The sequence below is a fragment of the Micromonospora craniellae genome (assembly GCF_014764405.1).
Classification (GTDB): domain Bacteria; phylum Actinomycetota; class Actinomycetes; order Mycobacteriales; family Micromonosporaceae; genus Micromonospora; species Micromonospora craniellae.
In genome coordinates this window covers 2,317,404-2,343,503 of record NZ_CP061725.1, presented here as the reverse complement: position 1 = coordinate 2,343,503, position 26,100 = coordinate 2,317,404, and the positions used below count along the sequence as shown (strand labels likewise).

At 72.3% G+C, this 26,100-nt stretch carries 27 protein-coding genes, 3 pseudogenes and 1 riboswitch; of the genes and pseudogenes, 17 read left to right on the top strand and 13 right to left on the bottom strand.

Translation table 11 applies throughout. The features are described 5' to 3' along the window. Positions 1-93 precede the first annotated feature (93 nt). Positions 94-477: pseudogene (locus ID554_RS31515) on the top strand (hydrolase); the annotation flags it as partial. A gap of 98 nt (positions 478-575) precedes the next feature. Here ID554_RS31515 and ID554_RS10340 read toward each other — a convergent pair. The 4 genes from ID554_RS10340 to ID554_RS10325 form a co-directional block, all read right to left on the bottom strand. Continuing rightward, entirely contained in the window at positions 576-1,754 is a 1,179-nt protein-coding gene (locus ID554_RS10340; RefSeq protein WP_117230372.1) for an AI-2E family transporter, read from the bottom strand. Positions 1,755-1,907: 153 nt separating this feature from the next. Next, on the bottom strand, positions 1,908-2,696 hold the full coding sequence (locus tag ID554_RS10335) for a hypothetical protein (protein ID WP_191088774.1): 789 nt from the start codon (positions 2,694-2,696) through the stop codon (positions 1,908-1,910). Between the two features lie 210 nt (positions 2,697-2,906). Further along, on the bottom strand, positions 2,907-3,335 hold the full coding sequence (locus ID554_RS10330) for a hypothetical protein (RefSeq protein WP_117230370.1): 429 nt from the start codon (positions 3,333-3,335) through the stop codon (positions 2,907-2,909). 93 nt (positions 3,336-3,428) lie between these two features. Then, positions 3,429-3,764, bottom strand: a complete 336-nt coding sequence (locus tag ID554_RS10325; protein ID WP_117230369.1) for a helix-turn-helix transcriptional regulator — start codon at positions 3,762-3,764, stop codon at positions 3,429-3,431. A gap of 198 nt (positions 3,765-3,962) precedes the next feature. Here ID554_RS10325 and ID554_RS10320 point away from each other — a divergent pair, with 198 nt between their 5' ends. Beyond that, a complete protein-coding gene (locus ID554_RS10320; RefSeq protein ID WP_117230368.1) occupies positions 3,963-4,661 on the top strand; it encodes a carbonic anhydrase in 699 nt (232 codons plus the stop codon). 77 nt (positions 4,662-4,738) lie between these two features. Here the strand turns inward: ID554_RS10320 and ID554_RS10315 are convergent, their stop codons facing one another. From ID554_RS10315 to ID554_RS10305, 3 genes are all read right to left on the bottom strand, one after another. Next, the gene (locus ID554_RS10315) at positions 4,739-5,755 is read right to left on the bottom strand and encodes a coiled-coil domain-containing protein (RefSeq protein ID WP_117230367.1); all 1,017 of its coding nucleotides are present in this window, start codon (positions 5,753-5,755) and stop codon (positions 4,739-4,741) included. Between the two features lie 3 nt (positions 5,756-5,758). Next, positions 5,759-5,890: riboswitch (cyclic di-AMP (ydaO/yuaA leader) on the bottom strand. 166 nt (positions 5,891-6,056) lie between these two features. Continuing rightward, positions 6,057-7,436 carry a YibE/F family protein gene (locus ID554_RS10310; protein WP_117230366.1) on the bottom strand — a complete coding sequence of 460 codons (1,380 nt, stop codon included), beginning with the start codon at positions 7,434-7,436 and terminating at the stop codon, positions 6,057-6,059. Between the two features lie 332 nt (positions 7,437-7,768). Further along, complete coding sequence (locus ID554_RS10305) at positions 7,769-8,065, bottom strand: metal-sensitive transcriptional regulator (RefSeq protein WP_117230386.1); 297 nt, start codon at positions 8,063-8,065, stop codon at positions 7,769-7,771. A 115-nt stretch (positions 8,066-8,180) separates the two neighbouring features. Here ID554_RS10305 and ID554_RS10300 point away from each other — a divergent pair, with 115 nt between their 5' ends. From ID554_RS10300 to ID554_RS10280, 5 genes are all read left to right on the top strand, one after another. Beyond that, positions 8,181-8,390, top strand: coding sequence for a heavy-metal-associated domain-containing protein (locus ID554_RS10300; RefSeq protein ID WP_117230365.1), 210 nt, complete (start codon positions 8,181-8,183; stop codon positions 8,388-8,390). 25 nt (positions 8,391-8,415) lie between these two features. Next, a complete protein-coding gene (locus tag ID554_RS10295; protein WP_117230364.1) occupies positions 8,416-9,378 on the top strand; it encodes a hypothetical protein in 963 nt (320 codons plus the stop codon). Positions 9,379-9,389: 11 nt separating this feature from the next. Continuing rightward, positions 9,390-11,675: a heavy metal translocating P-type ATPase gene (locus tag ID554_RS10290; RefSeq protein ID WP_117230363.1), complete on the top strand. Its 2,286-nt coding sequence runs from the start codon at positions 9,390-9,392 to the stop codon at positions 11,673-11,675. Positions 11,676-11,717: 42 nt separating this feature from the next. Beyond that, positions 11,718-11,891: a CsbD family protein gene (locus tag ID554_RS10285; protein WP_117230362.1), complete on the top strand. Its 174-nt coding sequence runs from the start codon at positions 11,718-11,720 to the stop codon at positions 11,889-11,891. Between the two features lie 117 nt (positions 11,892-12,008). Continuing rightward, the gene (locus tag ID554_RS10280; RefSeq protein WP_117230361.1) at positions 12,009-12,590 is read left to right on the top strand and encodes a sigma-70 family RNA polymerase sigma factor; all 582 of its coding nucleotides are present in this window, start codon (positions 12,009-12,011) and stop codon (positions 12,588-12,590) included. A gap of 36 nt (positions 12,591-12,626) precedes the next feature. Here the strand turns inward: ID554_RS10280 and ID554_RS10275 are convergent, their stop codons facing one another. Next, positions 12,627-13,424, bottom strand: coding sequence for a zf-HC2 domain-containing protein (locus ID554_RS10275; RefSeq protein WP_117230360.1), 798 nt, complete (start codon positions 13,422-13,424; stop codon positions 12,627-12,629). 80 nt (positions 13,425-13,504) lie between these two features. Continuing rightward, the gene (locus ID554_RS10270) at positions 13,505-15,304 is read right to left on the bottom strand and encodes a glycoside hydrolase family 15 protein (protein ID WP_117230359.1); all 1,800 of its coding nucleotides are present in this window, start codon (positions 15,302-15,304) and stop codon (positions 13,505-13,507) included. A 99-nt stretch (positions 15,305-15,403) separates the two neighbouring features. Between ID554_RS10270 and ID554_RS10265 the strand changes: the two genes are divergently transcribed. The 6 genes from ID554_RS10265 (at position 15,404) to ID554_RS31510 (ending at position 20,263) form a co-directional block, all read left to right on the top strand. Further along, on the top strand, positions 15,404-16,621 hold the full coding sequence (locus tag ID554_RS10265) for a D-arabinono-1,4-lactone oxidase (protein WP_117230358.1): 1,218 nt from the start codon (positions 15,404-15,406) through the stop codon (positions 16,619-16,621). Beyond that, positions 16,621-16,998, top strand: a complete 378-nt coding sequence (locus ID554_RS10260) for a sensory rhodopsin transducer (protein WP_191088773.1) — start codon at positions 16,621-16,623, stop codon at positions 16,996-16,998. The genes ID554_RS10265 and ID554_RS10260 overlap by 1 nt, the downstream gene beginning before the upstream one ends. A 32-nt stretch (positions 16,999-17,030) precedes the next feature. Next, positions 17,031-18,143, top strand: coding sequence for an FUSC family protein (locus ID554_RS10255; RefSeq protein ID WP_117230385.1), 1,113 nt, complete (start codon positions 17,031-17,033; stop codon positions 18,141-18,143). A gap of 77 nt (positions 18,144-18,220) precedes the next feature. Further along, on the top strand, positions 18,221-18,556 hold the full coding sequence (locus tag ID554_RS10250; RefSeq protein ID WP_117230384.1) for a YnfA family protein: 336 nt from the start codon (positions 18,221-18,223) through the stop codon (positions 18,554-18,556). Between the two features lie 415 nt (positions 18,557-18,971). Beyond that, positions 18,972-19,916 carry an L-type lectin family protein gene (locus tag ID554_RS10245; RefSeq protein ID WP_117230356.1) on the top strand — a complete coding sequence of 315 codons (945 nt, stop codon included), beginning with the start codon at positions 18,972-18,974 and terminating at the stop codon, positions 19,914-19,916. Further along, the gene (locus ID554_RS31510; protein ID WP_117230355.1) at positions 19,889-20,263 is read left to right on the top strand and encodes a hypothetical protein; all 375 of its coding nucleotides are present in this window, start codon (positions 19,889-19,891) and stop codon (positions 20,261-20,263) included. The genes ID554_RS10245 and ID554_RS31510 overlap by 28 nt, the downstream gene beginning before the upstream one ends. 79 nt (positions 20,264-20,342) lie before the next feature. Here the strand turns inward: ID554_RS31510 and ID554_RS10240 are convergent, their stop codons facing one another. From ID554_RS10240 to ID554_RS10230, 3 genes and pseudogenes are all read right to left on the bottom strand, one after another. Next, the gene (locus tag ID554_RS10240) at positions 20,343-20,957 is read right to left on the bottom strand and encodes a copper resistance CopC family protein (RefSeq protein WP_117230354.1); all 615 of its coding nucleotides are present in this window, start codon (positions 20,955-20,957) and stop codon (positions 20,343-20,345) included. A 16-nt stretch (positions 20,958-20,973) separates the two neighbouring features. After that, positions 20,974-22,036 (bottom strand): annotated as a pseudogene (locus tag ID554_RS10235) (Dyp-type peroxidase); the annotation flags it as partial. 4 nt (positions 22,037-22,040) lie between these two features. Next, positions 22,041-22,247 (bottom strand): annotated as a pseudogene (locus tag ID554_RS10230) (copper chaperone PCu(A)C); the annotation flags it as partial. Between the two features lie 153 nt (positions 22,248-22,400). Here ID554_RS10230 and ID554_RS10225 point away from each other — a divergent pair. From ID554_RS10225 to ID554_RS10210, 4 genes are read left to right on the top strand one after another with little or no spacing between them, the layout of a single operon-like run. Beyond that, the gene (locus ID554_RS10225; protein ID WP_117230353.1) at positions 22,401-22,826 is read left to right on the top strand and encodes a TOBE domain-containing protein; all 426 of its coding nucleotides are present in this window, start codon (positions 22,401-22,403) and stop codon (positions 22,824-22,826) included. Beyond that, a complete protein-coding gene (gene modA / locus ID554_RS10220) occupies positions 22,823-23,596 on the top strand; it encodes a molybdate ABC transporter substrate-binding protein (protein ID WP_117230352.1) in 774 nt (257 codons plus the stop codon). Before ID554_RS10225 ends, modA begins: the two co-directional genes overlap by 4 nt. 3 nt (positions 23,597-23,599) lie before the next feature. Continuing rightward, positions 23,600-24,412 carry an ABC transporter permease gene (locus ID554_RS10215; RefSeq protein ID WP_117230351.1) on the top strand — a complete coding sequence of 271 codons (813 nt, stop codon included), beginning with the start codon at positions 23,600-23,602 and terminating at the stop codon, positions 24,410-24,412. Beyond that, positions 24,409-25,506: an ABC transporter ATP-binding protein gene (locus ID554_RS10210; RefSeq protein ID WP_117230383.1), complete on the top strand. Its 1,098-nt coding sequence runs from the start codon at positions 24,409-24,411 to the stop codon at positions 25,504-25,506. The genes ID554_RS10215 and ID554_RS10210 overlap by 4 nt, the downstream gene beginning before the upstream one ends. A 261-nt stretch (positions 25,507-25,767) precedes the next feature. On the opposite strand, the gene ID554_RS10205 is transcribed toward ID554_RS10210, so the two are convergent. After that, positions 25,768-25,902, bottom strand: coding sequence for a LuxR C-terminal-related transcriptional regulator (locus ID554_RS10205; protein ID WP_396888545.1), 135 nt, complete (start codon positions 25,900-25,902; stop codon positions 25,768-25,770). Between the last annotated feature and the right edge of the window lie 198 nt (positions 25,903-26,100).

The window sequence follows — 26,100 nt, the reverse complement described above, 5'->3', positions numbered from 1 at the left end:
CAGTCCCGTCCGTCGGCTACCCGTCGCTCCCGGCCACAAACGCGCGTGGGGCGCGCCGGCCGGGGTATGCGAGGGCGAGCGACGGGAGGCGAGATGGACGTGCGCGGCAGCGAGGTGACCATCCCGGCAGGTGAGGTGGACCTGTCGGCCGATCTGCTGGTGCCGACCGAGGTGGCCGGCGGGGTGCTGTTCGCACACGGCAGCGGCAGTTCCCGCCACAGCCCCCGCAACGTCTCGGTGGCCCACCGCCTCATCGGGGGCGGTCTCGGCACCGTGCTGGTCGACCTGCTCACCCCAGCCGAGGACGAGGTGGACGCGGTCACCGCCGAGCTGCGTTTCGACATCGGACTGTTGGCCGACCGGCTGGTCGCGACCCTGGACTGGCTGGCCGTCGAGCGGCCCTTCGGCGCGGTGCCGATCGGTCTCTTCGGTGCCAGCACGGGTGCCGCCGCCGCCCTGATCGCGGCGGCGCGGAGGAACCCGGGACCTTGGAACAGGTGGCCGACGCGACGGCGGGCTGGTTCCGCGACCACCTGCATCCCCGGCCCGTCCCGGTACGCACGCCGAGCTGAGGCTCAGACCTTGCGGACCGTCCTGCGGGCACGGGCCTGGGCCGTTCGTCCCCGGATGATCCTCGTCCACCGCCGCCTCGATGCGGCGACCTGGCGCTGCTGCTGCACGCTGTCGATGACCCGCCACACGACGGCGGCGATCGGAACCGCGACGAAGGCACCCGCGATGCCGGCGATGAGCGTGCCGGCCGTGACCGCGAGCAGGATCACCACCGGGTGCAGCCGGACCTGTCGCTTCATGACCAGCGGTTCGAGCAGGTTGCCCTCGATCTGCTGCACGGCGATCACCGCAGCCAGGGTGAGCAGAGCGGTGGTGGGGCCGTTGGCGGCCAGCGCCACCAGCACCGCGACCGCGCCGGCCACGGTGGCGCCGATGATCGGTACGAAACCGCCGAAGAACGTGATCAACGCGAGCGGGAAGGCCAGCGGCACCCCGAGCAGCACCAGCGCCAGACCGATGCCGATGGCGTCGATCGCCGCGATCAGCATCGTGCCCCGGCTGTACGAACCGAGCGTACGCCAGCCGACCCGACCCGCCTTGGCGGCGATCTCCCGGTTCGGCCCGCCCGCCCGGCGCAACGTCCAGTGCCACATCGACCGGCCGTCCTTGAGCAGGAAGAAGAGCAGCACCAGGGCGAGCAGGACGGAGCCGAAGACCTCCGCCACCGTCTGCGCGCTGGCGACCGGGTCGACCTCCTGCTGGCTGAGCGCCTGGCGGAGCTGCCCGACGAGGCCGTCGAGTTGCTCGTCGGTGACCGGCAGCGTGGAGGTGACGAAGTCGCGGCTGCGTTCCAGGCCTTCCCGCAGCTCGTCGCCCAGCTCGCTGAACTGGCTCGCGGTCATGTTCCAGACCAGCAGGCCCACGCCGAACAGGACACCGAGCAGGAGCAGGACGGTGAGCAGGGCGGCCAGCGCGGCGGGCAGTCGCAGCCGGCGCAATGCGAGCTGGACCGGGTCGAGCAGCGCGGCCAGGAAGAAGGTGGCGGCCAGCGCGATGGCCAGCGGGGTGACCAGCAGCGTGATCCGCGCCAGCAGGTACAGCCCGGCGGCGATCACCACCAGGCAGGCGCTCCACACCACCGCCGTCCGCACCAGCCAGGGCAGAGCCGCCCAGGTCTGTCTCGGCCCGGCACCCCGCCGCGTCGACTCCTCGGGCGTACGACCGCCACCTCGTGCGACCACGTCGGCCTCCTCTGTCCGGCGAGGTCGGTACCCGGCCGGTGCCCGTCCGACACCGATCCCACGCTAGGTTCCCGCCCGACGCGCCGGAGGAGGTTCGCGCCATCTGCCCGTCAGGGCCGAACCGGTCAGTACGCGGCTACGCCGCCGAACCGGTCAGTACGCGGCGGCCGCCCGCCCGGGAACCACGGTCGGCATCTCCCGGGTCTGCTCGACGCCACCCAGCGCGGTCAACGGCAGCACGGAGTCGCGTTCCTCGACCTGCGGCAGCAGCGCCGAGAGCGCCTCGTCCCGCAGGCTGCGTGCCGCCGAGGCGGCCAACTCGGTGGCCCGCCAGCTCTCCTGCGCCCGCTCGTGGGCAGTCTGCTGAAGCGCGAAGAGGTGGTCGCGTACGGCCCGGCGCAGCGCCAGCTCCTGTTCGACCGGGTGCAGTCGCGGGTCCCAGCCCCGGTGCGCGAAGACGTCGCTGAGCTGTTCCACCGACAGCTCCCGCTGCCAGTACGCCGCCATGGCCGCCCGGTGCAGCCAGCGCTCCCGGTCGGCGTACTCCGAGGGGGTGCGCGGGGTCTGCGGCAGCGGCATCCCGGCGGCTCCGGTCAGCCGGCGGACGTCCGACTCCGCCACCTCGTACGCCTGCCACGCCTGCTCGGCCTCGTCCTGCGCGGTGAGCCACTCCTCGCGGCGTCGCCGGGCCGTGGCGTCGGCCCGGTCGGCGGCCACCGCGACCTCTTCCGCCCAGCGGTCCTGGTCCCGCTGTTCCTCGGTGTGCTCGGCGCGACTTGGCAGTGCGGCCTCGCGGATCCGGGTGCCCGCGTCGAAACGCAGGAGGTGCCGGGGGCGCAGCAGCAGAGCGGCGATGACGAGGATCACCACGCCCAGCAGGCTCAGCCAGATCGCGGCGGCCCGGGGGACGTCGGGCAGGACGTAGGAGAGAGCGGTCTGCATCATCAACACCTCTCGCGGTCGGATGAGGGTCGTCGATCGGGGAAGGTCGGTGGGCTGATCCGGCTGCGCTGCCCGGGGCCGGTGTATCGGGCGGATCGGCGACGGCGGCGTGCCCGTACCCGTGGGCCGTGGTGGCCGTGTGTCCGAGGTCGGGGCCGGGTCGACGGGCGGGCCACGTGGGCCGTGGGGTGTCCTGGGGCAGGCCGACGGTCAGGCGGCCGGTGGGCCTCGACGGGTTGGCTCGCCGTGACCGACGGCGGGGCGCGGCACGGCGCTCTGGTGGACCGTGGTGGTGCCGGCCAGGCCGGACCCGGCGGTGGGCTCGGGGCGGGCCGGCGGCGCGGTCGGGATCGTCGGCTGCGGATGCGACGTGGCCAGCACGCCGGATGCCCGGACCTGCTCGGTGACCGGTGTGACGGTGCCCGGCCAGGCCGGGAGGTCGGCGGCGACGGACCAGGCGCGGTGATCGACGGCGGCTACGCGGGTCGGCTGGTCGCCGGCCGGGCGCAGTGGCAGATCGGCGGCGGCCGCACCGAGGCCGACCGCCAGCACGAGGGCGGCCAGCGCCAGCCGGGTCAGCTCGCGGAGCGTGCGCAGCGTCGCCGGCCACAAGGGACGGGCGAGCGCGACGGACGACACGCGTTCAACCTATCGTTCGCGTCCGGAGAATGCACATGGGTGTGCGCCGCGTCCGGTCGGTGAATCTCGCCACGTCGTCCAGTGTGGACTCCTTCAGCGGCCGGTGTCCCCGTTCTCCGGCTCGTCGGCGAACAGGGCCAGCAGGTCGCCGACCTGGCGGTCGGCCTCCGCAGGGTGGCGGAACCGGCCGGCCGGGTTGAGGGTGTACTCGTTGCGGCGGCCCACCCGGGTGCGGAACAGGTAACCGCCCGCCTCCAGGTCGGCGACGATGGCCTGGGCGGCGCGTTCGGTGACCCCCACCTCGGTGGCGACGTCGCGCAGCCGGGCGGTGGGATCGCGGGCGATGGCGAGCAGCACGTGTGCGTGATTTGTCAGGAAAGTCCAGTTGCGGGTGCTCTCTCGCTCGCCTGAGGTCGCCATGCCCGCCATGGTATGGCCTGTCCAGCCGTGCTCCGGGGCTGCGCGTTCGTTCGCTCACGCCCGGTTGGCAAGCGTTCTGGAATACATGAAATGCAGATCACGCATAGCTTGACGGGCCTTGCGCTGCGTGTGACGGTTGGTCGGCAGCCCGTGGCCAACGTCGGCCGGGATGACCAGGCATTCCACCGAGAGGCGAGGTGACGCCGGATGAGTCGACCCGGAACGATCGGGGCGCAGCCCGGTCTCGAGCGCGAGTACCTGACCGCCGACCTGCCCGGCGCGCGGCAGCGCGCCCTCGCCGAGCTGATGGCCGGCAACCGTCGGTTCGTCACCGACACGCTCCGGCACCCCAACCAGAACGCCAGCCACCGGGCCGCCGTCGCCACCGAGCAGCACCCCTTCGCGGTGATCGTCGGTTGCTCCGACTCCCGGCTCGCTGCGGAGATCATCTTTGACCGGGGGTTGGGTGACCTCTTCGTGGTCCGCACCGCTGGGCACACCATCGGCCCCGAGGTGCTGGGCAGCGTCGAGTACGCGGTGAGCGTGCTGCGTACGCCGCTCGTGGTGGTGCTCGGGCACGACTCGTGCGGTGCCGTCCAGGCGGCCCGGGCCGCAGCGGCCACCGGCACCGCGCCCACCGGGCACCTGCGTGCCGTGGTGGACGCGGTGGTGCCCAGCCTGCGTCGGGCCCAGCAGGCGGGGGTCGACGACCTGGACGCGATCGTCGACATCCACATCGCGCAGACCGTCGAGGCGATGCTGGAGTCGTCCGAGGCGCTCGCCGCCGAGGTGGCTGCGGGCGGGTGCGCGGTGGTGGGCATGTCGTACCGGCTGGCCGCCGGTGAGGTGCGGATCGTCGCGGCGGAGCCCACCGAGATGGCGGGTGTGGTGGCAGCCGCGGCCTGACCCGCGCTCACCGACACGGACGACGAGGGCCGTTCCGCCGGATGGCGGAACGGCCCTCGCAGGTCACCGGCTGGTGCTCAGAGCAGCGACACGTGCACGTGGTCCGTGTGGTTGGACGGGCCGCTGTAGGACCGCCACCTATTCTCGGTCGGGAACCAGATCTGCCGGTTCCAGATCACGTAGTAGATGCCGAGCCGGTCGGCGTTGCGAACCAGGAAGGCCGCCAGGTTGTTGCCGTAGATCCGGGTGTCGTTGTTGTGCCAGGGGCTGAACCCGCTGTTCTGCAACGACCAGTCACAGGCCCGGCCCTTGGGGTGCTCGAACTTGTCACCCGGTCGCCAGCAACCGACGAAGCGGTTGAAGCCGGCCCGCTTGACCTCCTTGTACATGTGCAGCGTGCGGGGCGTGATGCAGCCCGACGTGGTCGGGTCGTTCTGGTTGCACGACTCCGGCTTCCAACTGCCGTCGGACGCGCGGTTCGGCGCCACCCGGGCGACCGGCGAGGTGGCGGCCACCAGGCCACCGGTCAGGCTCTCGCCGCCGACCAGACGCAGCGACTTCTCCGCCTCGGTCTTCTTGCGGGCCATGTCGTTGGTCAGCTTCTGCTGCTCGCGCACCTCGGCGTCGGACGCGATCTTGGCCTGGTCGGCGCGCTCCTTGACCGCGTTGATCTCGCCCAACTTCTTGTCGTTGACCAGGTTCAACTCGTCCAGGGCGGAGGCGCGGTCCATGAACGAGTCCGGAGCGCTGCTCTGCAACAACATCGCTATCGCGCCCACCCGGCCGGTCCGGTACGACTGCGTCGCGATCTTGGCGACCTGCGGTGTGAGCGCGTCGAGGTCGGCCTGTGCGCGGCGTAGCTCGACGTCGAGCTTGAGCTGCCGTTTCTTGGACTTCTCCAGCTGGTTCTTGGCCTTGGAGAAGTCGCGGTTGGCGGACTCGATCAAGTCGTTGAGCATCGGCGGGTCGTCGTCGTGCTCGGCGGGGCGGGGTGGTGTCGGTGTGGCCATGGCCGGCAGGGGCCCGGCGAACACGGCGAACGCGGCGAACACGGCCACCACAGGTGTCATCCAGCGGCGTAGGGGTGCCGTCACTTCTTTCCCTTCCATCGACCGCCGACCGGGTTAGCTGACGGGTTCGGAACGGAAGTGGCCCCTACCGCTGACGCGGATTCACCCCACCTACCTGGGTCCCCGGCTCGCCTCGCGGCGATTGGGCGGTGGCACCGCAGGCGCCGCTGCGCGCCTTCGTCGGTGACCGGCAGTGAGGTTACCCGACAGTCCATGTCGGTCTCTACGCCTCGAACCCGACTAGATGCGTCATTTCGTAATCGCGATGGGTGACCAACGACACGGGCACGAACCGTGTCGGCAGGGGCGGTCACGCTGCGGGGTGTCACCATGTGGTGTCCGTGCTCCTGTCCGGGTCGGGCCACCGCGATCCGGTGGCGGGGGATGTGTCACGCGCACGCGCGGTGCTGAGCGCGTGCAGGGCCTCGGACCGGTCCGTCCCGGGCCGGGGAGTCGGTGGGGTGGGTCCGTCGCCGTCCGGCCCGTCGTCGTGACCGCCGGGCCCGCCGGGCCCCGGCGTGTCCCGCCACCCGGCGGTGACCACCAGCGCGGCCAGTGCGGTCGTCAGCGGTACGGCGGCGACCAGCCCCAACGTGGCCACCACGCTGCGGACGATCTCCTGGGTGAGGAACTCGCTGGTCACGATCTGGCCGAGCGCGCGGGTGTCGGCGGTGAGCAGGAGCAACAGCGGCAGGGATGCGCCCGCGTACGCCAGTACGATGGTGTTGACCACCGAGGCGATGTGCGCCCGGCCGACCCGGGTCGCCGAGCGGTACAACTCCCGGCGGGTGAAGCTCGGGTTGGCGTGACGTAGCTCGGTCACGGCGGCGGACTGGGTCACCGTGACGTCGTCGAGCACACCGAGCGAGCCGATGATGATGCCGGCGAGCAGCAGGCCGTGCAGGTCGACGTCGCTGCGGAACATGGACAGCGTGGTGGCGTCCTCGCTGCCGAAACCGGTCAGGTGGGTGGCCCGGGTGGCGGCCAGCCCGAGCAGGCCGGTGAGCACCAGGCTGCCGAGCGTGCCGAGGACGGCCACCGAGGTCTCTGCGGAGATGCCGTGCGTCAGGTACAGCACCACGAACATGATCAGTGCCGCGCCGACGATGGCCACCACCAGCGGCGGCTGGCCGGCGCTGATGCCGGGCAGCACGAAGGTGATCAGGATGGCGAAGCTGGCCGCCAGACCGCCCAACGCGGCCAGGCCGCGAAGCCGTCCGAAGGCGACGATGGCGGCGGCGAACATCACCGCGAGCCAGATCAGCGGTTTGCCCCGCTGGTGCTCGGCGATGTTGTAGGCGCTGATCGAGGGGTCCTCGGGATCGATCAGGGAGACCAGGATGATCTCGTTGCCGACGCTGACCCGGGGTGCCCCCGGCCCGTCCGGCAGCGGCGTCTGCACGTCCTGGCCGGCGTCCGGGCCGCTGTCGACCCGTACGGTCACCGTGCCGCACTGCCGCCCGGCGGTGGTCGGGGTGCCCTCGGGCACGACCGGGTTCGGTGGGCAGGGCTCGTTCACCACCCGGGTGACCGTGCCGTGGTATCGCGGAGTGTCGTTGGCGGCCTCGGGACGGGGTGGGTCCGAGGGCCAGAGCACGAGGGCGGCGACCAGCGTGGCGAGGAAGAGGGGGACCACCAGAACGATGAGGATCCGCCGCACCCGGGGTGGGGTGGGCGGAGCGGAACGGGTGTGGTCGGCGCCCATTCATTGTCTCCCAACGATTCCAAGGCGAACTACGTACCGACGGGCGGGTTGGTTCAGCGCCGCCGGACGGCCGCTGCGGCGGGCCCCAGAATTGGCCCGAGCGTGGCAGGATGGCCGCGTACCGTGAGGGCGGGGCCGGCTCTGGCCAGCCGTCGCAGAAGCGCTGCGACGGCGGTGCGCGCCCGACGGCGGGCGGGGGCCGGGAGGCATCCGTGTCGGCTGGCCATCGTGGCGAATGGTAGCCAGATCAGTATCGGAACGCAGGTCGCGAGCGTGTGTCGGGAGCCGGACGCCGGAAAAGGCACCCGGTCGGGCGTGCTGGGTGGGGCGGGTCAGCCGCGTTTCATCAGGCGACCGACGGCGGCCATCATCTCGGAGGCCATCTCGTCGGCGCGGCCCTCGGCGGCACCCTCGTGCATGCAGTGCCGGGCGTGCCCGTCGAGTAGGCCGAGGGCGACCTTGTCCAGCGCGGCCTGGATCGCGGAGATCTGGGTGAGCACGTCGATGCAGTAGCGATCCTCGTCGACCATCTTCTCGACGCCGCGCACCTGCCCCTCGACCCGGCGCAGCCGGGCGAGCAGTTGGTCCTTGCTGGCGGTGTAGCCGCGGATCGGCGCGGGTGTGCTCATGAACACGAGGATAACGTACCCCTGGGGGGTATGGTACGGTCGCGGTTGTCAATACCCCCTGAGGGTATTTGGCGCGTGCCCGCCCGGGTGGACGGGCCTGGAGAGGAGAGTTGCCATGGTCACCACGACGTACCAGGTGCAGGGCATGACCTGCGGCCACTGCGTCAGCGCGGTCAGCGCCGAGGTCGGCGCGATCCCGGGTGTCGACGACATCCAGGTCGACCTGGCCACCGGCCAGATCACCGTCACCAGCCAGCGGCCCCTTGACCCGGCCGCCGTCCGGGCGGCGGTCGACGAGGCCGGCTACGAGCTGGTCGCCGCCTGAGGCGACCGGAGACCGAGGTGTCCCGATGAACACGGCGACGAAGCTGAGCGGCTTCGCGGTCGGCCTCGCGGCGGTGTTCGGCGCGGCGTACGGCGTCGGCCAGGTGACCGGCCCGGCGGCTCCGATCACCGCCACCGGCCACGACGGCGCGGCGAGCCACGGCGACGGCCCGGACCTCGCCGGGCACGACGAGAGCGCCGGACACGGCGAGAGCGCGGCCGGGCACCTGCCCGGCGGACTGCTCGTCTCCGAGCGCGGCTACACCCTCGTGCCGGTCGGCGCGCCGACCGGTGAGTTCGCCTTCCGGATCACCGGCCCGGACAGCCGGCCGGTGACCGGGTACGACGTGGTGCACGACAAGCCGATGCACCTGATCGTCGCCCGGCGTGACCTCTCCGGCTTCCGCCACGTGCACCCCGAGCTGGCCCCGGACGGCACCTGGCGGGTCGCCACGCCACTGACCTCGCCCGGTGTCTGGCGGGCGTTCGCGGACTTCACCCCGACCGGTGGCGAGCCACTGACGCTCGGTGTCGACGTGACCGTCCCCGGTGCCCTGACCGAGCAGCCGTTGCCAGCCCCGGCACGCAGAGCCACGGTCGACGGCTACACGGTCACCCTGGACGGCAACCCGCAGCCGGGCCACCCGTCCACGCTGACGCTGACCGTCGAGCGCGACGGCGGCGTACCCGTCACCGACCTGGAGCCGTACCTCGGGGCGTACGGGCATCTGGTCGCGCTGCGGCAGGGCGACCTGGCGTACCTGCACGTGCACCCGGAGGGGGTACCGGGCGACGGACGCACGCAGCCCGGGCCCCGGGTGAGCTTCGCGACCGAGTTCCCGTCCGTCGGCGCCTACCGGCTCTATCTCGACTTCCGCCACGACGGGGTGGTCCGCACCGCCGAGTTCACGGTGCACGTCGGGAACCCGGTCGGCCCCACCACCGCCCCCGAAGACGGGCACGGTACGCCCGGACACGGGCACGACTGAGGGGACCAGCCATGACCACGAGCCGTCCCCTACCCACGGCAGCGAACCTGATCGAGTTGTCCATCGGCGGCATGACCTGCGCCTCCTGCGCCGCCCGCATCGAGAAGAAGCTGAACCGCCTGGACGGCGTGCAGGCCACCGTGAACTACGCCACCGAGAAGGCCACCGTCTCCTACGCGGACCCGGTCACCTCGCAGGAGCTGATCGCCACGGTCGAGAAGACCGGCTACACGGCGGCGGTGCCGCCGCCCCGGCAGGACACGCCGGAGGCCGTCGCGCCGGTGGACGAGCTGCGTCCGCTGCGTACCCGGCTGTGGGTGTCGGTGGTGCTGACCGTGCCGGTGATCGCGCTGGCCATGGTGCCGGCGTGGCAGTTCACGTACTGGCAGTGGCTGTCGCTGACGCTGGCCGCCCCGGTGGTGGTCTACGGCGGGCTGCCGTTCCACCGGGCCGCCCTGGTCAACCTGCGGCACGGCGCGGCGACCATGGACACCCTGGTCTCGGTGGGCACGCTCGCCGCGCTCGGTTGGTCGGTCTGGGCGCTGTTCCTGGGCACCGCCGGCACGCCCGGCATGACCCACCCGTTCAGCTTCGCCATCAGCCGGACCGACGGCACCGGCAACATCTATCTGGAGGCGGCGGCCGGGGTCACCGCGTTCATCCTCGCGGGCCGGTACTTCGAGGCCCGCGCGAAGCGCACCGCGGGCGCGGCGCTGCGGGCGTTGCTGGAGTTGGGCGCCAAGGACGTCGCCGTGCTGCGCAACGGCGTGGAGACCCGGATTCCGGTCGACCGGCTCGCGGTGGGGGACCGGTTCGTGGTGCGGCCCGGCGAGAAGATCGCCACCGACGGCACGGTGCACGAGGGCTCCTCGGCGGTCGACGCCAGCATGGTCACCGGTGAGTCGGTGCCGGTCGAGGTGGGCGTGGGCGACGCGGTGGTCGGTGGCTGCGTCAACGCCGGCGGACGGCTGGTGGTCACCGCCACCCGGGTCGGTGCCGACACCCAACTGGCCCAGATGGCCCGGCTGGTCGAGCAGGCGCAGACCGGCAAGGCCGCCGCGCAGCGGCTCGCCGACCGCATCTCCGGGATCTTCGTCCCGATCGTGATCGCCCTGGCCGCCGGCACGCTGGGCTGGTGGCTGGGCTCCGGCGCCGGGCCGACCGCGGCCTTCACCGCTGCGGTGGCGGTGCTGATCATCGCCTGCCCGTGCGCCCTCGGCCTGGCCACGCCGACCGCGCTGCTGGTCGGCACCGGGCGGGGTGCCCAGTTCGGCGTCCTGATCAAGGGGCCGGAGGCGCTGGAGTCCACCCGGCGGGTGAAGACCGTCGTGCTGGACAAGACCGGCACCGTCACCACCGGCCGGATGACGCTGCTCGACGTCCACCCGGGCGAGGGCGAGCAGCGCGCCGAGGTGCTGCGGTTGGCCGCCGCGCTGGAGTCCGGCTCCGAGCACCCGGTCGCCCGGGCGGTCGTCGCCGGTGCCGCCGAGATGGGCGAGCTGCCGCCGGTCACCGGCTTCGCCAACGCCGAGGGGCTGGGCGTGACCGGCACGGTGGACGGCCACGAGGTGCTGCTCGGTCGGGCCCGGCTGCTGCGCGAGCGGGGGCTCGTCGTACCCGAGGACCTGGTGCGGGCGGCGACCGCCGCGGAGGCGGCCGGACGTACCGCGGTGCTGGTCGGCTGGTCGGGGCGGGCGCGGGGCATGCTCGCGGTGGCCGACCAGGTCAAGCCGACCAGCCGGGAGGCGGTCCGGCGGCTGCGCGCCCTCGGTCTGACCCCGGTGCTGCTCACCGGCGACAACGCCACCGTCGCCCGGGCGGTCGCCGCCGAGGTCGGCATCGACGAGGTGATCGCCGAGGTGCTGCCGACCGAGAAGGTCGAGGTGGTCGCGCGGTTGCAGGCCGAGGGCCGGGCGGTGGCGATGGTCGGCGACGGGGTCAACGACGCCGCCGCGCTCGCCCAGGCCGACCTGGGGCTGGCCATGGGCACCGGTACGGATGTGGCGATCGAGGCGTCCGACCTGACCCTGGTCCGCGACGACCTGCTGGCCGCGGTGGACGCCATCCGGCTCGCCCGCAGCACCCTCGGCACGATCAAGGGGAACCTGTTCTGGGCCTTTGCCTACAACGTGGCAGCCCTGCCGCTGGCCGCTGCCGGACTGCTGAACCCGATGATCGCCGGTGCGGCGATGGCCTTCTCCTCGGTGTTCGTGGTCGCCAACAGTCTCCGGCTAGGCCGCTTCCGTCCGATTTCCTCGAAACGAGACGGTTCCGGTGTGGTTCGGCTGGGTACCTGATCTGCGTAGCAAGAGCACGAGCCGATACCCCGGGAGGCTGACATGGGCTTCGAGGACAAGGTCAACAACACCACCGAGAACACCACCGGCAAGGTGAAGGAAGGCGTCGGCCGGGCCACCGACAACGAGCGGTTGGAGGCCGAGGGTCGCGGCGACCAGGCGCGCGCCAACCTCAAGCAGGCGGGCGAGAAGATCAAGGACGTCTTCCGGAGCTGACCGGAACGAACCTGCGACACCGCCGGGCCGCATCGTCGGCCCGGCGGTGTCGCGTGCGCCGACGAATTCCGCCCGGCGCCGGGAACCAACCCGGGCGTCCGAGCGACCAATACGGCGATGACTGCCGTGACCGACGACATCAGCGGGTACGCGTTCGCCGCGGGGCGGGGCGACCAGGCCGCCGCCGCCGCGTTCGTGCGCGCCACGCAGCACGACGTACGGCGGTTCCTGGCCCACCTGCCCGGGGTGCGGGAGGTCGACGACCTGGTCCAGGAGACGTACCTGCGGGCCTGGCGGGCGCTGCCCTCGTTCGCCGGCCGTTCCAGCGCCCGGACCTGGCTGCTCTCCATCGCCCGCCGGGTCGCCGTCGACCAGGTGCGGGCGGCCGTGGCCCGGCCCCGCACCGCCAACCTCGCCGACTGGCAGGCCGCCGCCGAGGCGACCCCGGGCGGCGTCGAGGCCGCCGTGGACGAGCAGGTGGTGCTGCGTGGGCTCCTGGACGGGCTCGTCCACGAGCGGCGGGAGGCGTTCGTCGCCACCCAACTGCTGGGGCTCTCCTACGCCGAGGCGGCCCAGGTGTGCGACGTACCGGTCGGCACGATCCGGTCCCGGGTGGCCCGCGCCCGCGAGGACCTCGTCGCGGCGATGGCGCCGGCGACCCCGCACCGACATCGGGGCCGGGACGGCACCGCCGGCTGACGCGGTGCCGTCCCGGCCCCGACTGGGACCGCGCCGTCAGGCAGCGCGGCGGTGGTCGTGACCGTGCCGGGCCTGGGCCGAGTGCGGCGGCAGCAGCCGCAGCGGCGCGGGCTCGTCGACCTCGTCGAGCCGCAGCCGCCAGCGGGAGCGCTCGGGTCGCTGCCGGTCGCTCGGGTCACCGAGGCGACGCAGGCTGCGGGCCAGCAACACGGTGATCAGGTAACCGACCACCAGGAACCCGTGGCTGATCAGCCGTTCCACGGCGACCTGCGAGGTGACCAGGTCGTTGACCGAGAGCAGGACCAGGGTGGCCACGAAGGCGCTGAGCATCGGCAGCAGCCCGGACGGAGCGGTCCGGCGCAGCGCGACGAAGAGGAATCCGGCGCCGACCGCCACGTTCCAGGCGGCGGACTCGTGCCACAGGTGCTGGCCGGTGGCGTGCCCGTGCTCGGCCGCCCCGGCCCGGCCGATCTGCGCCAGGCCGAGCACCAGTTGCACCGCGCCGAGCAGGCCCAGCGCCACGCGCAGCCCGGTGATCGTACGGGCACGTCCGGCCAGCGACGTGAACAGGTCGACACGCGGCGTGACGGCGGCGAGCCGGACGCGCCAGCCCCGGCGCGGCGGCGGTGCGGCGGCGAGGATCGTGGCGGTCAGGTCCGGCAGCGCGGTCACCACCTGGGTACGCGCCCGCCGGGTCACCGTCGCCGCGGTGTCCAGCCACCGGCGGCAACCGGCGCACCTGCTCAGGTGCAGGTCGACCCCGTGCAGCTCATCTGCCGTCGCCTCGCCGTCCAACTGCGCCGAGAGAATCTCCCGCCACTGCTCACACCCCATGTATTCGTAGTCGCTCCCGGACCCGGCATGGTTCCCGCCGGAACGGAAAGCGCCGAGGTCAGCCGGCCTGGCCGCTGCGGTCAGGAGCCGCCGCGGGCGGCCCAGGCGTGCAGGGCCTCCCGGTCACCGGCCTCGTCGAGGTTCAACGCCGCCTCGATCAAGGCCAGGTGCGTGAACGCCTGCGGGTAGTTGCCCAGCGCCGTCCCGTCGGCGTCGAGCTGTTCGGCGTACAGGCCGAGCGGACCCGCGTAGCTGAGGAGCTGGTCGAACGCCTTGCGGGCCTCGTCCCGTCGACCGGCCAGCACCAGCGCCGAGACCAGCTCGAACGAGCAGAGCAGGAACGCGCCCTCCTCGCCGGGCAGTCCGTCGTCGGCCCGGTAGCGGCGCAGCAGGGCGGGGCCGACCTCCAGCTCCTGCCGGAGCCGGTCGATGGTGGACTGCATCCGGGGGTCGTCGCCGGGCAGGAAGCCGACCAGCGGGATGCGCAGCAGGGAGGCGTCCAGCTCGGTGGAGCCGTACGCCATCACGAAGCTGCCGACCTCCGGGTCGAAACCGCGTTCGAGCACCTCGGCGTGCACCGCGTCGCGGGCCGCCCGCCAGCGGTCGACATCCGCCGTCCGGTCGTCGAGCAGCTCGGCCAGCCGAATGCCCCGGTCCAGGCAGACCCAGGTCATCACCTTCGCGTTGACGTAGTGCTGGCGCGGTCCACGGACCTCCCAGATGCCGTGGTCCGGCTCGTTCCACCGGTCGGCCATCACCTCGACGTGCTTGCGCAGCAGCGCCCACTGGTCCTCGGTCAGCCCACCGGTCAACTCGTGGTACGCCAGCGCGGCGTCCAGGATGTGCCCGTACGTGTCGAACTGCACCTGTTCGACGGCCTCGTTGCCGACCCGGACCGGCCGCGATCCGGCGTACCCCTCCAGGTGCGACAGCTCGCGCTCCTCGTCGATGTGACCGTGGATGCCGATCAGCGGGGTGAGCAGGTCGCCGGTGCAGACGGAGAGCAGGAAGTGCAGGTAGCGGCGGCCCTCCTCGGCGTGCCCGAGACGGAACAACGCGAGCAGCAGCAGCGCGGCGTCCCGGTGCCAGGCGTACCGGTAGTCCCAGTTGCGTACCCCGCCGATGTGCTCCGGCAAGCTGGTGGTCGGCGCGGCGATCAACGCACCGGTCTCGTCGAAGGAGAGCCCGCGCAGCACCAACGCGCTGTGCCGGACCGCACCCGCGCCGAAACCGGCATAGTCGCTGCGGGTGGACCACTCCTGCCAGGTCCGGCAGGTACGCGCCAGCATCTCGTCCGGATCGACGTCCCGGGTGGCATCCTCGTCGTAGCCGACCAGCACTGCCGCCTGCTGACCGGCGGAGAGCTCCGCCTCGATCCGCAGCACCCCGTCGCCGTGCTCGGCCGGCAGGTCGGTGTCCACCCAGAGGGGGGTGCCGGCGGCCCGCCACCGCCCGTCGACCCGTTCCCACGCGGTGTCCCGGGCGCCGTGGTCGGGGCGGGGCCGGATCCGCACGGCCAGCCGGACCGTGCCCTCCTCCACCGTCACCCGGCGCACCAGCACCTTGTCCGCGCGCAGCGGCTGGACGGCGTCCCCCGGCGCCACCGCGAGGAAGTCCTTGACGACCGCCACCCCGTCGGGCGTCGACCACCGGCTCTCCAGCACCAGCGTGTCGGGCAGGTACCGCCGGATCGGGCCGTCGCAGCCGGCCACGGAAAGGTCGAGCGCGCCGCCGACCTTCCGGTCGAGCAGGCGGGCGAATACGGCGTCACCGGCGAAATGCGGCACGCAGAACCACTCGACCGCGCCGTCGGCGGCGACCAGCGCGGCGGTGTGGGTGTCGGAGAGGAACGCGTACGAGTCGATCGGGGGAAAGGTCATCGCAGCTCCGGAGGGACGTGGGTGGGGTGCCGTCTGCGGTTACGACTACCCGGGGCGGAGGCGGGGTAAGCGTGCTGCCCGCAGGGAGAGAGGTAGCGGATGTCACGCCCGTTCGTGAACTGGTCCGGCAGCCTGTCCTTCACCCCCGGTGATCACGCGGCGCCCGCCGACGAGGACGAACTGCGCGACCTGGTGCTGCGGGCCCGTGAGTCGGGCACGCACCTGCGGCCGGTCGGCTCGGGTCACTCGTCGAGCCCGCTGGTGCGTACCGACGGGACCCTGGTCAGCCTGGACCGGATGGCCGGGGTGATCGGTCAGGACGGCGATCAGGTCACCGTGTGGGGCGGCAGCCGGTTGAAGGCGCTCGGCGAGAGCCTCTACGACGCCGGGCTGGCGATGGAGAACCTCGGCGACGTCGACTACCAGTCGATCGCGGGCGCCACCGCCACCGGTACGCACGGCACCGGCGTCCGGTTCGGCAACCTCTCGACCCAGGTCGCCGGAGTACGGCTGGTCACCGGCACCGGCGAGGCGCTGGAGATCTCGCCGACCAGCAACGTCGACCTGCTGCCCGCCGCTCGACTCTCGCTCGGCGCGTTGGGCGTGGTCACTCAGATCACCCTCGACGCCCAGCCCCGGTACGAGCTGCGCCGACGGGCCTGGTGCGCGCCGGTCGACTGGACCCTGGACCACCTGGCCGAGTTGCAGCACACCAACCGCAACATGGACTTCTACTGGTACCCGCGCAGCGACCTGACCCAGATCCGCACCATGAACCGCGCCGACGACCTGCCCGAGGGGCAGATGTGGGGGGCCCGCCGGGCGCTGGAGTCAACGCCGTGGAGCGAACCCCGGGAACTGGAGATCGGCCCGACCCACCGGACCATTCCGCAGAACCGGGACCTGCGCTTCGAGGAGATCGAGTACATGCTTCCGGCAGAGGCGTTCGCGGCCTGCTTCGCCGAGGTCCGGAAGCGGATCCTGAACCGGCACCGGCGCATCGTGGGCTGGCGGGTGTTGGTGCGGACGATCGCCGCCGACGACATCTGGCTCAGCAACGCCTACGACCGGCCCACCACCACCATCGCCTGCCTGCAGAACGTCTCGTTGCCGTACGAGGAGTACTTCCGCGACATGGAGGCGATCTTCCGCCAGTACGGCGGTCGACCGCACTGGGGCAAGAAGCACTGGTTGACCGCCCGTGAGCTGCGTCCGCTCTTCCCACACTGGGACGACTTCCGGCAGGCGCGGCGTCGACTCGACCCGGGCGGGGTGTTTCTCACCCCCGCTCTGGCCCGACTGCTGGAGGAGGCGTGATGGGACAGCTCGGCGGGCGCGTCTGGGTGGTGCCGGGCGGGCACATCCCGCTCGACAGCAACGGACCGGAACCGGAGTTCACCAGCTACGACAAGATCTGCGTGCTCAACACCACCGATGCCGAGGCCAGGCTCACGCTCACCTTCTACTACGAGGACGCCGAACCGGTCGGGCCGTACCACTTCGCCGTCGGTCCCCGGCGGATCCGCCACATACGGGTCAACGACCTGATCGATCCTGAGGCCGTCCGCCTGGACCGCCCGTACGGCTGCGTCCTGCACTCCCCGGTGCCGGTGGTGGTGCAGTTCCTGCGGCAGGACACCCGGCTTTCGGGCACCGTCACGCTCACCGGCACCATGGCCCACCCGGCCGGTTAGGTTGCCCGGCCACGCATCGGGTACCCGTGCTCATGCGGATCTCGGTGGACAGCCTGCGCGGCCACGCGTCGACCGCGGGGCAGAGCAGCTTCCGGCGGGTGCGGCAGTACCTTCTGCTGGCGTTCCAGGGTGGGCTGGCCGCAACACTGGCCTTCGTGATCGCCGGCCAGGTGCTCGGCAACCCGGAACCCACCTTTGCCCCGGCCGCCGCGGTCGGTGTGATCGCCGCGTCGATCGGCCGCCGCGCCATTCGTGCCGCCGAACTGATCCTCGGCGTGCTGCTCGGCATCTTCGTCGGCGACCTGCTGGTCGACACGGTCGGCACCGGTCCCTGGCAGACCTTCGTGATCGTGTTCGGGGCGCTGCTGGCGGCGGTGGCCGTACGGGGGACCGGTGGCCTGGTGACCCAGGCCGGCGGTACGGCGGTGCTGATCGCCACGCTGGCCCCGAACTCACCGGACGTCCTCCTGCCCCGGACGGTCAACGCGCTGGTCGGTGGCGCGACCGGACTGGTCGTGGTGCTGCTGCTCGCCCCGATGAACCCGATCCGCAGCCTGCGCCGGGTGGCAGGGCCGGCGCTGGACACCTTCGCCAGGCAGATGACCACCGCCGCCGAGAGGCTGGCTCGGGGCGACGGTCGCGGAGTGGAGAGGCTGCTCAACGATATGCGTCACTCGGAGACGCAGTTGCGGCAGGTCCACGAGGTGGTGACCGCCGCCGCCGAGGTGGTCCGGTTCTCACCGCTGTACTGGCGGCGACGGCGGGCGCTGAGCGCGTACCGGGCCGGAGCCGGTCATCTGGACCGGGCGTTCCGCAACAGCCGGACCCTGGTCCGCCGCATCCACACGACGCTGCGCGACCAGGAGCCGGTACCGGCGGACCTGCCCGCCGCCATCGAGCACTTCGGCCAGGCCGTACGCCTGCTGCACCAGGAGTTCCTGGCCAGGCAGGAGCCGCAGCGCGCCCGGGAGCGGGTGCTGCGGGCGGTCCGGGAGGCCGGTGTGGCGTGCCGACAGGAGATGGGCTTCTCCGGCACCATCGTGGTGTCGCAGTTGCGGACCGTCGCCAACGACCTGCTGCGGGCCACCGGAGTACCCGGCGACGAAGCCCGTCGCCTGGTCCGGCACGCCGCCGCCGGGATGTAAGGAAGGGTCCCGTACTAACGCCTGGTGTATAGCAGGGGACCCTTCCTTACATCTGGGCCGGCGGTAGGGTGCGGGCCGTGACCGTGCTGCGTTCCGTACTGCTGTTCGTGCTCGCCGCCGTCGCCGAGATCGGCGGGGCCTGGCTGGTGTGGCAGGGCTGGCGGGAGCATCGCGGACTGTGGTTCGTGGCCGCCGGGGTGCTCGCCCTCGGGGCGTACGGCTTCGTCGCCACCTTCCAGCCGGACCCGAACTTCGGGCGCATCCTGGCCGCGTACGGCGGGGTGTTCGTCGCCGGTTCGCTGGCCTGGGGAATGATCTTCGACGGGTTCCGGCCGGACCGCTGGGACGTCACCGGCGCGGCGGTCTGCCTGCTCGGCGTGGCCGTGATCATGTACGCCCCGCGCAGCGCCTGACGTACCGACCGGTGAGGGGGACTTCGAGGCGGCCCACCAGGGCGTGAAGGTGATCGATTCCGGCCGGATGCCGCATCGCCGACTCCCGGGCGGGTCGGCACGCCGACAGGGCTGGACCAGCGACACGTCGACAGTGGCCATAGGTAGCGTTACGAACGCCTTCGGTGACGAAGTCGGTAGCTTGTCCGGTGTGCGTGTCGCCGGGTGCTGCGCCATCCACCCGCCCGAGGGGTGCGCCATGGCCGTCACCCCGACGTCGTGTCCGCGCCGAGTGACCCGCCTGACCCTCAATGTCGGGTGTGGTCACTTTTGTCACCAAAGGCACCGCAAGGCTCCTGTGAGGTTGGCGAGGTGGATGAGTCCGGAGGGGTGCATGTCGTTCGCGCGATGGGGACGACCGAGGGTCGCAACGGCGATGTCGGTCGCGCTGACCGCAGGAGTGCTGGTCGCGCTGCCCGGCACGGCTGCGGCGGATGGCACCGTGCTGTTCGACCAACCCTTCCGCAACAACACCGCCAACGGCGTCGGCGCGGTGGCGGTGCCGGGTGTGCCCTCGGGCACCAGCAGCAACAGCGCCTGCCTGAGCGCGTCCGGCAACACCGCCACCGGCCCGCTGCTGAGCTGCCCGACCAGCACCGACCAGCCGGGCAGCGGCAAGCTCCGGCTGACACCCGCGTCGTTGACCCGGCAGGGCGGCGTGTTCGGTGCGGTGAGCGTGCCGACGTCACAGGGACTACACGTCACCTTCAACGCCTACCAGTATGGCGGCACCAGCACCGGGGCGGACGGCCTGGCCTTCGTGCTCGCCGCCGTCGACCCCGCAGACCCGCGCTCGCCGTCGATCATCGGCCAGCCGGGCGGATCGCTCGGCTACTCGGCCGCCTTCAGCGGCGGCTCGGTCGGCCTCTCCAACGGTTACCTGGGCATCGGCTTCGACGTCTACGGCAACTACAGCAACAGCATCTACCAGGGCACCGGCTGCACGAACCCGGCGTACATCTCCACCACCGGCGGGCGGGTGCCGGGCCAGGTCGTGATCCGCGGACCGGGCCGCAACGGCGTCGGCTACTGCGCGATCAACAGCACCGCCACCAGCACCTCGTCGGCGGCCATCGCGCTGCGGGCGAGCACCCGTACTGCCTCCGTGGTGCCGGTCGAGGTGGTCGCCAACACCACCGGGTCGGAGTACACCACCAGCACCGGGATCACCGTGCCGGCAGGCCGGTACGCGGTCCGGCTCACCCCGGTCGGCGGTACGGCCCGAACCCTGTCCGGCGCGCTACCGCCTGTGGCACGCCCTCCGGGCAGAGCATCACCTGCACGAACTCCAACGTGCCGTTCCCCGGCGGCAGTAACCTGACGCCGATCACCGTGGTCGCCACCGTGACCGGGACCTCCGTGACACCGGCGCTGATCCAGACCGGCACGGTGGCCACCGCGTCGTCCATCGACGCGAGTCCCGGCTACACCACGGCGGCCACCCCGCTGACCGCGCCGACCGGCCTCACGGTCACTCCGGCGATCAGCAGGGTGGCCGGGGCCGGCATCGGACCCGGGCCGGAGCCCGGCCCGGTGACCGGCAGCGGCTGCCGGCTCGGGTGTGCTGTCGGTTGCCAGGTCGGGTGCGGTGTCGGCTGCCCTGTCGGGTGCGGTGTCGGCTGCGGGCCGGGCGTCGGACTGCCGGTCGGCGACGGCAGCATGGGTTAAAAGTTCGGTTAGCCGGATGTCGGGTTGGCCAGGGTGGTCGGCCGGGGCCGAAGCCGAAGGTGACGGTGAGCCGGGTCGGTCACTGCCCGGCGGTGCGGCGACGGCGCAGCAGAAACCCCGCCGCACCGGCCGCCAGCACGATCAGCACCCCGGCACCGACCAGCAGCCCCACCGGGGTCGAGTCGTCGTCGGCGCCGCTCGCGGCGGGGCTGGCGGAGACGGTCGGCTCGGCCGACGGCGCCGCCTCGGTCGGCTCCGGGCTGGGCGTGGGGCTAAGCGTGGGGGTGGGCTCGGCGGTGGCGGTCGGGTCGGCCACGGTGAACTGGTACGACCCCTGCACCGGGTGCCCGTCGGCGGAGACGATCCGGTACGCCACCGTGTAGGTGCCGTTGACCAGCGGCGTGTCGATGGTGATCGTGCCCTTGGTGCCGTCCACCTCGGCCTCGCTGGTGGCCACCTTCGCCTTGTCCGCGTCGCTGAGCGTGATCGTGGTGTAGTCGGGGTTCAGCCGCTGCAGGAACTGGAGGGTGACCTTGGTCGGCGCCTTGGTGAGCTCGGCGTCCTGGGCCGGGGTCGCCTTGGTCAGCACGTTGTGCGCGTACGCGGGGGACGCGGGCGTGGCCAGCAGCGCCGTGGCGGCCAGCAGCGAGGCGGCCAGTGCGGCGGTGACCCGGTGGCGGAGGCGGGTGGACATGCGGTGATTCTCCTCGTCAGTCGAGCAGTTGCTGGCCGATCCAGCCGCCCTCCGGGCACCCCGGCGGGACGGCGAAGACGGCGGAACCGATCGGGGTGACCCACTCGTTGAGCAGGTCCCGCTCGGCGAGCCGCCGCTGGATGGGCAGGAACTTCCGGTCGATGTCGGCCTGGTAGGAGGCGAAGATAAGTCCGCTGTCGGCGGTGCCGTCGGCGGCCGGTGTCCCATCGTAGTTGTAGGGGCGGCGAAGGATCCGGAACCGGTCGTCGGTGACGTGTGCCCGGGTGACGTGCGAGAAATTCGGCATCACGGTCAACCCGTCCGGGCCGAGGGCCGCGAAGTCGGGCTCGTCGTGCTCGTGCACCCCGGTCAGCGGGGCACCGCTGCCCAGTCGCCGGCCGACCGCCAGTTCCCGGTCGACGCGGCCGAGTAGGTCCCAGGTCTCCAGGTCCATGCTGATCCGCCGCACCACGAGCGTGGTGCCGTGCCGAAGCCAGTCCGGCCAGTCCGGCACCCAGACCGCAGTCGCCACCGGTGTGCCCCGGCTTCGGGTTGGCGGTGCCGTCGAGCTGGCCGAACAGGTTGCGTTGGGTGTGGCCCGGCTCGGCACCAGCGGCCCGCCGGAAGCCCTGCTGGACCCAACGGACGGTGGCGAACGGGCGGCTGTCCTTGACCAGCACCCGCTGGGCGTGCGCGACCGTGATCGGGTCGTCGGCGCACACCTGCACGAGCAGGTCCCCGCCGGACCACCGTGGTTGCAGCCGGTCGATCCGGAACGCGGGCAGGTCGGCGAGCGAGGGCGGGCGGCGGTCGTCGAGGCTGGCGCCGGTGAACAGGCCGGGGCCGAAGCCGAAGGTGACGGTGAGCCGGGCGGGCAGCAGACCCAGTTCCGGCTCGGTGTCGGCCAGCGCCGGTCGGCCCTGGGTGAGCCGGGCGGCGTCGTCGGAGAGCAGCCGCAGCATCCGGCGCAGGGCAGCCCGGTCGGTGCCGGGGCGCAGGGTGAAGGCGACGAAGGCCGCGTGGGCCTGCGGTTCGGTCGCGATCCCGGACTGGTGTACGCCGTGGAACGGCTCGACCGCCGCGCATCTCGCCGTCCCGCATGGCCATCTCGTGCACCTCCATCGGGGACACCTCGGTGCTGGCGCCGGTCAGCGTGACGTCGGTGTCGCCGTCGTTGACCAGCGTGGCGAACGCCGCGGTCATGCCGTCGTCGGCGGCCTTCACCCACGGATCACGTACGCCCAGCACTCCGGCGGCCTCGCTCGGCGCGGCGGCGGCCGGGGTGGCCGACGCCGGAAGTTCCGCCGAGCGGGGTAACTCCGGTCACCGTCGGCCGCAGGAGTCTTCCCGGCGCGGATACGGCCGCAGCTACGTGTAGGGCATCGCGGATGCGGCCGAGATGAGGGCTTCCGAGTCGTACCTGCGGCCCGCTACGATCCGCCCGTGACCATGTTCCGGATGGGTGAGGCGGCCGAGCTGCTCGGGGTCAGCGTCGACACCATGCGTCGCTGGGTGGACGCCGGTCGGCTCACCGCCGGCCGTGACGAGCACGGCCACCGGGTGATCGACGGCGTCGAGCTGGCCGCGTTCGTCCGCGCCCAGGCCGCCGATCCCGGCGGGCGGGCCGACGAGTCCTCGGCGCGGAACCGGTTGCGCGGCATCGTCACCGCCGTGGTCAAGGACGCGGTGATGGCCCAGGTCGACATCCAGGCCGGCCCGTTCCGGCTGGTCTCGCTGATGAGCCGGGAAGCGGTCGACCACCTCGGCCTGGAGGTGGGGTCCGTGGCGGTGGCAGTGATCAAGTCGACCACCGTCGTGGTGGAGAGACCCACCGTGCCGGCCGGCACCAGAGGAAGGGCCCACTCGTGAAGGCAGTACGACTCCTGGCCGCGGTCACCGCACTCGCGCTGCTCGGCGGATGCGCCGACGACGCCGCCGCCCCACCGGCCGGCGGGAACGGGATCGGCGGTGAGCTGACCGTCTTCGCCGCCGCGTCACTGACCGAGTCGTTCACCCGGATCGGGCGGGACTTCGAGGCGGCCCACCAGGGCGTGCAGGTGACCTTCAGCTTCGCCGGCAGTTCCGCGCTGGCCACCCAGATCAACCAGGGCGCACCCGCCGATGTGTTCGCCTCCGCCGCCCCGGCCCCGATGGCCACCGTCACCGAGGCGGGCAACGCCGACGGTGAGCCGGCCACCTTCGTCCGCAACCAGCTCGTCATCGCCGTACCGCAGGGCAACCCCGACCGGGTGACCGGGCTGAGTGACCTGACCAGGCCCGGCGCGAAGGTCGCCCTCTGCGCCGAGCAGGTGCCCTGCGGGGCGGCGGCGCGTACGGTGCTGGACGCGGCCGGCGTGGCGCTCACCCCGGTCACCCTGGAGCAGGACGTGAAGGCGGCGTTGTCCAAGGTGCGCCTGGGCGAGGTGGATGCCGCGCTGGTCTACCGCACCGACGTACGGGCCGCTGACGCGGAGGTCGACGGCGTGGAGTTCCCCGAATCGGCGGGGGCGATCAACGACTACCCGATCGTGCTGCTCAAGGACGCCACCAACAAGCCCACCGCCCGGGCCTTCCTGGAGTACGTCCGTTCCGACACCGGGCAGGCCGTGCTGACCGAAGCCGGATTCCAGGCGCCGTAGCCGGTGACCCGCACCGTGCGCACCCGTACCCGGCGTACCGGGCGGATTCCGATCGGGCTGCTGGTGCCTGCGGCGCTCGGACTGGTCTTCCTGGTGTTGCCCCTGGTCGGGCTGCTGGTCCGGACGCCGTGGAGCACCCTGCCGCAGCGACTCACCGAACCGGGCGTGCTCACCGCGCTGCGGCTGTCGGTGCAGACCGCCTCGCTGGCCACCCTGCTCTGTCTCGTCCTCGGCATCCCGCTGGCCTGGTTGCTGGCACGGGTGTCGTTCCCCGGCCGCCGGGTGGTCCGCGCACTGATCACCGTGCCGCTGGTGCTGCCCCCGGTGGTGGGCGGCGTGGCGTTGCTGCTGGTCTTCGGCCGGCGCGGGCTGGTCGGCTCCTGGCTCGACAGCACGTTCGGCATCACCCTGCCGTTCACCACCACGGCGGTGGTGCTCGCCGAGGCGTTCGTCGCCATGCCCTTCCTGATCATCGCCGTGGAGGGGGCGCTGCGCGGCGCCGACACCCGCTACGAGGAGGCCGCCGCCACCCTCGGCGCCGGCCGGTGGACCACCTTCACCCACGTCACCCTGCCGCTCGTCGCACCCGGCATCGCGGCCGGGGCGGTGCTCTGCTGGGCTCGTGCCCTCGGCGAGTTCGGCGCCACCATCACCTTCGCCGGCAACTATCCCGGTCGGACCCAGACCATGCCGCTGGCCGTCTACCTCGCCCTGGAGACCGATCTGGAGGCCGCGATCGTGCTCAGCCTCATCCTGCTCACCGTCTCCGTGGTGATCCTGGCCTGCCTCCGCGACCGGTGGATCAGCTCGTCATGACCACACCGCCACCGACACCTGCCGCCGGGTCGCCGCTGCTCGATGCCCACCTGGTGGTGACGCGGGGTGACTTCCGGCTGGACCTGCCGCTGACCATCGGCCCCGGCGAGGTGGTCGCGCTGCTCGGGCCCAACGGGGCCGGCAAGACCACCGCGCTGCGTACCCTCGCCGGGCTGCTCCCGCTCTCGGCCGGGCAGCTCACCCTGGACGGCCGCGACCTCGACCACCCCGAGCGGCGGATCTGGACCCCGCCCGAGCGCCGGTCCGTCGGCGTGGTCTTCCAGGACTACCTACTCTTTCCGCACCTCACCGCGCTGGACAACATCGCCTTCGGCCCCCGACGGCAGGGCCTGAACCGGCAGCGGGCCCGGCAGCGGGCCGCCGACTGGCTGGCCCGGATGGGACTGGCCGAGTACGCCCGGCACAAGCCCCGGCAGCTCTCCGGCGGGCAGGCCCAGCGGGTCGCCCTCGCCCGCGCTCTGGCTGTCGAACCGGCGCTGCTGCTGCTCGACGAGCCACTCGCCGCGCTCGACGCCGGCACCCGGCTCGACACCCGGGCCCAGTTGCAGCGGCACCTCGCCGCGCACACCGGAGCCACCCTGCTGGTCACCCACGACCCGCTCGACGCCCTGGTGCTCGCCGACCGGCTGGTCATCATCGAACACGGCTGCGTCGTGCAGGAGGGCAGCGCCGCCACCATCACCGCGCAGCCCCGCACCGACTACGTGGCCCGCCTGGTCGGCCTCAACCTCTACCGCGGGCACGCCAGCGGGCATCACGTCCGGCTCGGTGACGGGTTCCGGCTGACCGCCGGGGACCCGCACGACGGCGACGTGTTCGTGGCGTTCCCGCCGTCCGCGGTGGCGCTGCACCCCCGCCAACCCGACGGCAGCCCGCGCAACACCTGGCCGGCCACCATCACCGGGGTCCAGCGGCACGGCGACAACCTGCGCATCCAGCTCACCGGCCCGATCGAGGTCGCCGCCGACGTCACCCCGTCCGCCGCCGCCCAACTCGCGCTCACTCCGGGGCAACCGGTCTGGGCCGCGGTCAAGGCCGCCGAGACCCGCGCCTACCCCGCCGCACCCGTCTGATCCTGCGGCCGGAGCCGGACCCGGCGCAGCAGTTGAGCGCGACCACGATGGTGGAGGCCGACATCAACACCGAGCGCACCCAGCACCCGTGCCCCGTCGTGCTGCACCCGCAGCAGGTGCAGCACCGCCGCACCCCGATCGGACCAGCATAGGCCGCAAACTTTCGATCTGCGGCACCTTCCGCTTTCGATTTGCGGGAAGATCCATGGTCGATTTGCGGGCAGTTGGTATGTGATGTGTGTCTTTTGCGTGCCGGCTCGGTCAGGTCGGGGAGCAGACGTCGTTGCGCCACGCCCAGGCCGCGATCTCGACCCGGTTGCGGGCGGCCAGTTTGCGTTGCACGTTCGCCAGATGCGTCTTGACCGTCGACAGCGTCACGTAGAGCCGTCCGGCGATCTCGTCGTTGAGCGGAGAAGATCGTGACGACGACAGTGCAGGCCGTGGGCTTGCGAGTGAGAACGGGCCGGTACGTGGCCGTCAACGGCGTCGATCTGGATCTGGGTGGGTGATCGAACGATTAGCGCGGCGACCCTCCGAATTCTGCGGTCGCGGTGTGTTCTGCCCGGAATTCCTACCCTCTCTTGTGCCGATGTC